Origin of the sequence: Mesorhizobium sp. LNHC252B00 (genome assembly GCF_000502955.1) — a bacterium.
Classification (GTDB): domain Bacteria; phylum Pseudomonadota; class Alphaproteobacteria; order Rhizobiales; family Rhizobiaceae; genus Mesorhizobium.
In genome coordinates, this window is record NZ_AYWO01000073.1 from 1 (window position 1) to 7239 (window position 7239).

A 7239-nucleotide genomic window follows, 5' to 3' on the forward strand; every position below is an offset into this window, starting at 1 on the left:
ACGAACTTTGAACTCATGGACCGACAGGCCCGAGACGCGGTTAAGGAAAGCCCCGTTGGGACGTTTCACCAGCAGATCAAGCGGCTCGGCCAGTCAGCGCCAGACGTTGCTCCCGGGGACCCATTTAAATCTCAAAGTCTTGAGAGCAAGGGGGACGCCGCTGCGCAGCACAGCGGGCCGCAGGAGGAATACAGTTGGCCAGAGTATCTCCCCCCTGGGAAAGCTAATGAAGACGACGCTGTTCTGGCATCGTCTTTCGTGCCAACTGGGCCCCATCACCAAGCCTCGGATCCCGCAGGGTCCTTTCGTCCCCTGAGCTGGCGCGACGGCGACCAGCGCGCGCCGGACGAGCGGATCGCTGCACAGGACAGGAGCAACCAGCTATCAAGCNCTGGCGCGACGGCGACCAGCGCGCGCCGGACGAGCGGATCGCTGCACAGGACAGGAGCAACCAGCTATCAAGCGAGGAGGTCCTCATCAACCGTGAGCATGATACAGCGGAGTTGAGACCAGCGAAGAGGCAAAGGACCCCGAACAGTCGTCTGCAGGACGTTGCCACTGAGCCGCAGCTGAGCGAGATCGGCAATTCAGGCGCTCGCGTGCTGATGCAGGCCCCCACCCATCAAGTGGGTGCATTGCCATGGGAGGCGCAGCCCATGATGCAAGGGAGCGGACAAGAACACGCCGCGGCGCCGTACGCCGGAGGCAGTGGGTCGATGCTAGGTGCCTCGGTGCTGCAGCCGGGTCACTCAACGGCGCGCCATCATCATGCGCCGGATTCGTCAGTGGGTGATCTGAATCCTTCCGCACCGTTCGAGTTGCGTGACCATGCTCGTTCCGCCGTGCCGGCGGCGGTGCAGCCAGATCCTCCAATAGTGGTCTCCGACGGTCGCGGCTGCAAGCGTCCTCTTTATTCCAACGATGCGACCGTTGTCGAAGGGCTGAGGTCACTCTACGCGGGTAAGGCCAAGGAGGACACGGTCAAGCGCCATGTAAATTCTCTTTACGGCTTTGGTCGTTGGCTCTTTAAAAATAACAAGCCGGGATTTGCTGCTCGGCTTCACGAGGAGTCGCTGGATGAAGATCTCAAGGAGTACGAGAGCAGTGGTGGCTCCTCGACTGTGGCTGTGGCACTGCGTCGTCTCAGAGAGTCGGCGGGCGGAGTGCCAATGGTGGGCCGCGCTGTCCTGAATCCCGACCCTGCCGACGCCGTGCTCATCAAAGAGTACAAAGCGGCTCTCATCAAAGAGTACAAGGGAGCGCCTGCGACCGGGCCGAATCGCCAAACCATTCACGACTATGGAGCTACTCTTAGACGTTTCAGTGAATACCTGGTTGAAAACAACAAGCCGGGGATTGCGGCTCGGCTTCACGAGGAGTCGCTGGATGAAGATGCCAAGCGCTATAAGGACTCCAGTGGTGACCGGAGGATCATTGCACTAGCTCANCTCCGGAAGTTCCTGCCGTCCGCCGCACTCGGGCGCGAAATTGCCCTTGCTGCTCGTCCGGAAGACGCAGTCGGCATGGAGGCTCGTGCCATTGGGGACGCCGCTGCGCAGCACAGCGGGCCGCAGAAGGCATTGGGTCGGCCAGAGAAGCTCCCTGGGGAAGCTAATGAAGACGCCGCTGTTCTGCCATCGTCTTTCGTACCAACTGGGCACCATCACCAAGCCTCGGATCCCGCAGAGTCCTTTCGTCCCCTGATCTGGCGCGACGGCGACCAGCGCGCGCCGGACGAGCGGATCGCTGCACAGGACAGGAGCAACCAGCTATCAAGCNCCGCAGGGTCCTTTCGTCCCCTGATCTGGCGCGACGGCGACCAGCGCGCGCCGGACGAGCGGATCGCTGCACAGGACAGGAGCAACCTGCTACCAAGCGAGGAGGTGCCACTGAGGCCACCGGAATTCGCTCCGCCCAGCTTGCGGGCGGGGAATTCCGCCTCGCCAGAGCTCTTTCCTGAGGGGATGTCCCCCGCGGTCGAAGGGTTTTTTGGTGTTTTCGGCGACCCCAGCGGGCGGGTGCTCGGCGCATTGCAATTGCTAGGCGACGAACATATCCACAGGGATTACCAGCTCCTGGAGCAGGAGTTGCAGGGGAACAATCCAGAACTCGCCGCCCGGACGCGGTTCGTGGATCCCCTCGTAGCCAATTATCATCTGCGCTTGGGCTCCGAGAGCGACAAGCTAAGCGCATTCCAGCGCATCGTCCATAATCAGAACGGTAACGACACAGCCGACTTCCTGTTCGTGCCAGTGAGCGATGGCGGTAAGACTCTTGCGGAGCGCGGCAAACATTGGTCGCTGCTGTTCGTTGATCGCAGCGACCGGGAACGGCCGGTTGCCTATCATTATGACTCCGTCAGCGGATGGCATGACAAGCTTGCAAAACACCTCGCAGAAAGGCTGGGCGCCAGCCTGGAGACCCGCGTGGACTTACCCCGCATCGCCCAGCAGAGCAACGAGTGGGATTGCGGAGTCTACGTGGTGGACGGCACGCGGGCGCTGGTTGGGCGATTGCAATCGCAGCCAGATAACNGAATGGCTAGGCGACGAACATATCCAGAGGGATTACCAACTCCTGGAGCAGGAGTTGCAGGGGAACAATCCAGATCTCGCCGCCCGGACGCGGTTCGTGGATCCCCTCGTAGCCAATTATCATCTGCGCTTGGGCTCCGAGAGCGTCATGCTAAGCGCATTCCAGCGCATCGTCCATCAGAACGGTAACGACACAGCCGACTTCCTGTTCGTGCCAGTGAGCGATGGCGGTAAGACTCTTGCGGAGCGCGGCACCCATTGGTCGCTGCTGTTCGTTGATCGCAGCGACCGGGAGCGGCCGGTTGCCTATCATTATGACTCCTACAACGGATGCAATGACACGCTTGCAAAAGAGCTCGCAGAAAATCTGGGCGCCAGCCTGGAGACCCGCGTGGGCGTATCCCGCATCGCCCAGCAGAGCAACGTGGTGGATTGCGGAGTCTACGTGGTGGACGGCACGCGGGCGCTGGTTGGGCGATTGCAATCGCAGCCAGATAACCTGAACCTCAACAACCTCGTCGTCAATCGGCAGGCACTACAAACCCGACTCATGGGTGACGATACATCTGGAACGGCAAATTATCTCACGAACTTTGAACTCATGGACCGACAGGCCCGAGACGCGGTTAAGGAAAGCCCCGTTGGGACGTTTCACCAGCNACGAACTTTGAACTCATGGACCGACAGGCCCGAGACGCGGTTAAGGAAAGCCCCGTTGGGACGTTTCACCAGCGGATCAAGCGGCTCGGCCAGTCAGCGCGAGCGTTGCACGACAGAGCCCTGGCTCCAGTCGCGCCGGACCAAGGCAACCCAGACTCGGTGTTCGTACGGGACGTTGTTCCCGGGGAAACACGCCATCATCATGCGCCGGATTCGTCAGTGGTTGATCTGAATCCCCCCGCACCGTTCGAGTTGCGTGACCATGCTCGTTCTATGCCGGCGGCGGTGCAGCCAGATCCTCCAGTAGTGGTCTCCGGTCGCGACAAGCGTCCTCTTTATTCCAACGATGCGACCGTTGTCGAAGGGCTGCGGTCAGCACTCTATGCCGGTAAGGTCGGGGAGCGCACGGTCACGGACCATGTAAATTCTCTTCTCGGCTTTGGTCGTTGGCTCTTTGATAATAACAAGCCGGGATTTGCTGCTCGGCTTGACGATCCGTTGCTGGATCAGGATCTCAAGGAGTACCAGCGCGAGAGTGGCTCCTCGAACGTGGCTAGAGCACTGGGTCGTCTCAAAGAGTCGGCGGGCGGAGCGCCAATGGTGGGCCGCGCTGCCCTGAATCCCGACCCTGTCGACGCCGAGCTCATCAGAGATTACAAAGCGGCTCTCATCAAAAAGTACGAGGCAGAGCCTGCGACCGGGCCGAATCCCAAAACCACTCAGGACTATGCGGCTACTCTTAGACGTTTCAGTCAATACCTGCATGAAAACAACAGGCCGGGGATTGCGGCTCGGCTTTACGAGGGGTCGCTGGATGAAGATGCCAGGCGTTATTTGGACTCCAGTGGTAACCGGTGGATCAGTGCACTAGCTCATCTCCGGAAGTTCCCGCCGTACGCCGCACTCGGGCGCGAAATTGCCCTTGCTGCTCGTCCGGAAGACGCAGTCGGCATGGAGGCTCGTGCCATTGGGGACGCCGCTNCGCAGCACAGCGGGCCGCAGAAGGCATTGGGTCGGCCAGAGAAGCTCCCTGGGAAAGCTAAGCAGCTGAGCGAGATCGGCAATTCAGGCGCTCGCGTGCTGATGCAGGCCCCCACCCATCAAGTGGGTGCATTGCCATGGGAGGCGCAGCCCATGATGCTGGGGGACGAGCACCTGGCACCGCATACCGGAGGCAGTGGGTCGATGCTGGGTGCCTCGGTGCTGCAGCCGGGTCACTCAAGGGCGCGCCATCATGATGCGCCGGATTCGTCAGTGGTTGATCTGAATCCCCTCGCACCGTTCGAGTTGCGTGACCATGCTCGTTCTGTGCCGGCGGCGCCTGCCGGGCCAGCGTTCGCCAGGGCTGNGCAAGGGAGCGGACAAGAACACGCCGCGGCGCCCTACGCCGGAGGCAGTGGGTCGATGCTGGGTGCCTCGGTGCTGCAGCCGGGTCACTCAACGGCGCGCGATTCGTCAGTGGTTGATCTGAATCCCCCCGCACCGTTCGAGTTGCGTGACCATGCTCGTTCTGTGCCGGCGGCGCCTGCCGGGCCAGCGTTCGCCAGGGCTGAGGAGACGCCCTCCGCGGTTGGCGAGGCCGCGGTGGCCGAAAGGTGGGCTCGGTTGCAAAAGCAAATGGACGAACCAGTGCATGATCCCGGCCCTCAAGTGGATACATCGCCATGGGAGGCGCAACTCATGGTGCAAGGGAGCGGACAAGAACACGCCGCGGCGCCCTACGCCGGAGGCAGTGGGTCGATGCTGGGTGCCTCGGTGCTGCAGCCGGGTCACTCAACGGCGCGCCATCATNTTGCGTGACCATGCTCGTTCTGTGCCGGCGGCGCCTGCCGGGCCAGCGTTCGCCAGGGCTGAGGAGACGCCCTCCGCGGTTGGCGAGGCTGCGGTGGCCGAAACGCTGGCTCGGTCGCAAAAGCAGATGGTCGACGCTGATTTGTCGGGATATTTCGACTCGATTCCGCACGCGGACCTTCTACGATCGCCATGGGAGGCGCAACTCATGACGCAAGGGAGCGGACAAGAACACGCCGCGGCGCCCTACGCCGGAGGCAGTGGGTCGATGCTGGGTGCCTCGGTGCTGCAGCCGGGTCACTCAACGGCGCGCCATCATNATGCGCCGGATTCGTCAGTGGTTGATCTGAATCCCCCCGCACCGTCCGAGTTGCGTGACCATGCTCGTTCTGTGCCGCCGGCGGTGCAGCCAGATCCTCCAATAGGGGTCTCCGGTCCCGACAAGCGTCCTCTTTATTCCAACGATGCGACCATTGTCGAAGGGCTGAGGTCAGCATTGGAGAGCACGGTCAAGCGCCATGTAAATTCTCTTCTCGGCTTTGGTCGTTGGCTCTTTGATAATAACAGGCCGGGATTTGCTGCTCGGCTTCACGAGGAGTCGCTGGATCCGGATCTCAAGGAGTACGAGAGCAAGAGTGGCTCCTCGGACGTGGCTAGAGCAGTGGGTCATCTCAAGACGTGGGCGGGCGGAGCGCCAGTGCTGGACCGCGCCGCTGTCCTGAATAATCCCGACCCTGCCGACGCCGCGCTCATCAGAGATTACACAGCGGCTCCCATCAAAGAGTACAAGGCAGTGCCGACCGGGCCGAATCCCGCTACCATTCAGACCTATGGATCTGCTCCTAGACGTTTCAGTGAATACCTGGTTGAAAACAAAAAGCCGGGGATTGCGGCTCGGCTTCACGAGGGGTCGCTGGATGAAGATGCCAAGCGCTATAACAACTCCGGTGGGATCAGTGCACTAGCTCATCTCCGGAAGTCCGAACTCGGGCGCGAGCTCCCTGGGAAAGCTAATGAAGACGACGCTGTTCTGCCATTGTCTTTCGTGCCAACTGGGCCCCATCACCAAGCCTCGGATCCCGCAGGGTCCTTTCGTCCCCTGATCTGGCGCGACGGCGACCAGCGCGCGCCGGACGAGCGGATCGCTGCACAGNATCATCATGCGCCGGATTCGTCAGTGGTTGATCTGAATCCCCCCGCACCGTCCGAGTTGCGTGACCATGCTCGTTCTGTGCCGGCGGCGGTGCAGCCAGATCCTCCAATAGGGGTCTCCGGTCGCGACAAGGGTCCCCTCTATTCCAACGATGCGACCGTTGTCGAAGGGCTGAGGTCAGCTTACGCGGGTAAGGTCAAGGAGAGCACGGTCAAGCGCCATGTAAATTCTCTTCTCGGCTTTGGTCGTTGGCTCTTTGACAATAACAGGCCGGGATTTGCTGCTCGGCTTGACGAATCGTCGCTGGATCAGGATCGCAAGGAGTACGAGAGCAGGGGTGGCCCCTCGGAGTACGAGAGCAGGGGTGGCCCCTCGATCGTGGCTAGAGCACTGGGTCGTCTCAAGACGTTGGCGGGCGGAGCGCCAGTGGTCGACCGCCCTGTCCGGAATCCCTACCCTGCCGACGCCGCGCTCATCAGAGATTACACAGCGGCTCTCATCAAAGAGTACAAAGAAGCGCCTGCGACCGGGCCGAATCGCGGTACCATTCAGGTCTATGGATCTACTCTTATACGTTTCAGTGAATACCTGCATGAAAACAAAAAGCCGGGGATTGCGGATCGGCTTCACGAGGGGTCGCTGGATGAAGATGCCAAGCGCTATGTGAACTCCGGTGGTAACCGGAGGATCAGTGCACTAGCTCATCTCCGGAAGTTCGCACCCGGGCGCGAAATTGCCCTTGCTGCTCGTCCGGAAGACGCAGTCGGCATGGAGGCTCGTGCCATTGGGGACGCCGCTNCTCCGGAAGTTCCTGCCGTCCGCCGCACTCGGGCGCGAAATTGCCCTTGCTGCTCGTCCGGAAGACGCAGTCGGCATGGAGGCTCGTGCCATTGGGGACGCCGCTGCGCAGCGCAGCGGGACGCAGGAGGCATTGGGTCGGCCAGAGAGGCCCCCTGGGAAAGCTAAAGACGGGCGGGTGCTCGGCGCATTGGAATGGCTAGGCGACGAACATATCCAGAGGGATTACCAACTCCTGGAGCAGGAGTTGCAGGGGAACAATCCAGAACTCGCCGCCCGGACGCGGTTCGTGGATCCCCTCGT

General features: G+C 61.4%; 1 protein-coding gene and 1 pseudogene. Both read left to right on the forward strand.

Annotated elements, in window-relative coordinates; translation table 11 throughout:
- Nucleotides 1–785 precede the first annotated feature (785 nt).
- Nucleotides 786–2516 (forward strand): annotated as a pseudogene (locus tag X744_RS1000000176345) (Ulp1 family isopeptidase); the annotation flags it as partial.
- Nucleotides 2517–2589: 73 nt separating this feature from the next.
- Nucleotides 2590–3426 (forward strand): Ulp1 family isopeptidase, encoded by an 837-nt coding sequence (locus X744_RS1000000175815; RefSeq protein ID WP_348626186.1) that lies wholly within the window; start codon nucleotides 2590–2592, stop codon nucleotides 3424–3426.
- The last annotated feature ends 3813 nt before the right edge of the window (nucleotides 3427–7239 follow it).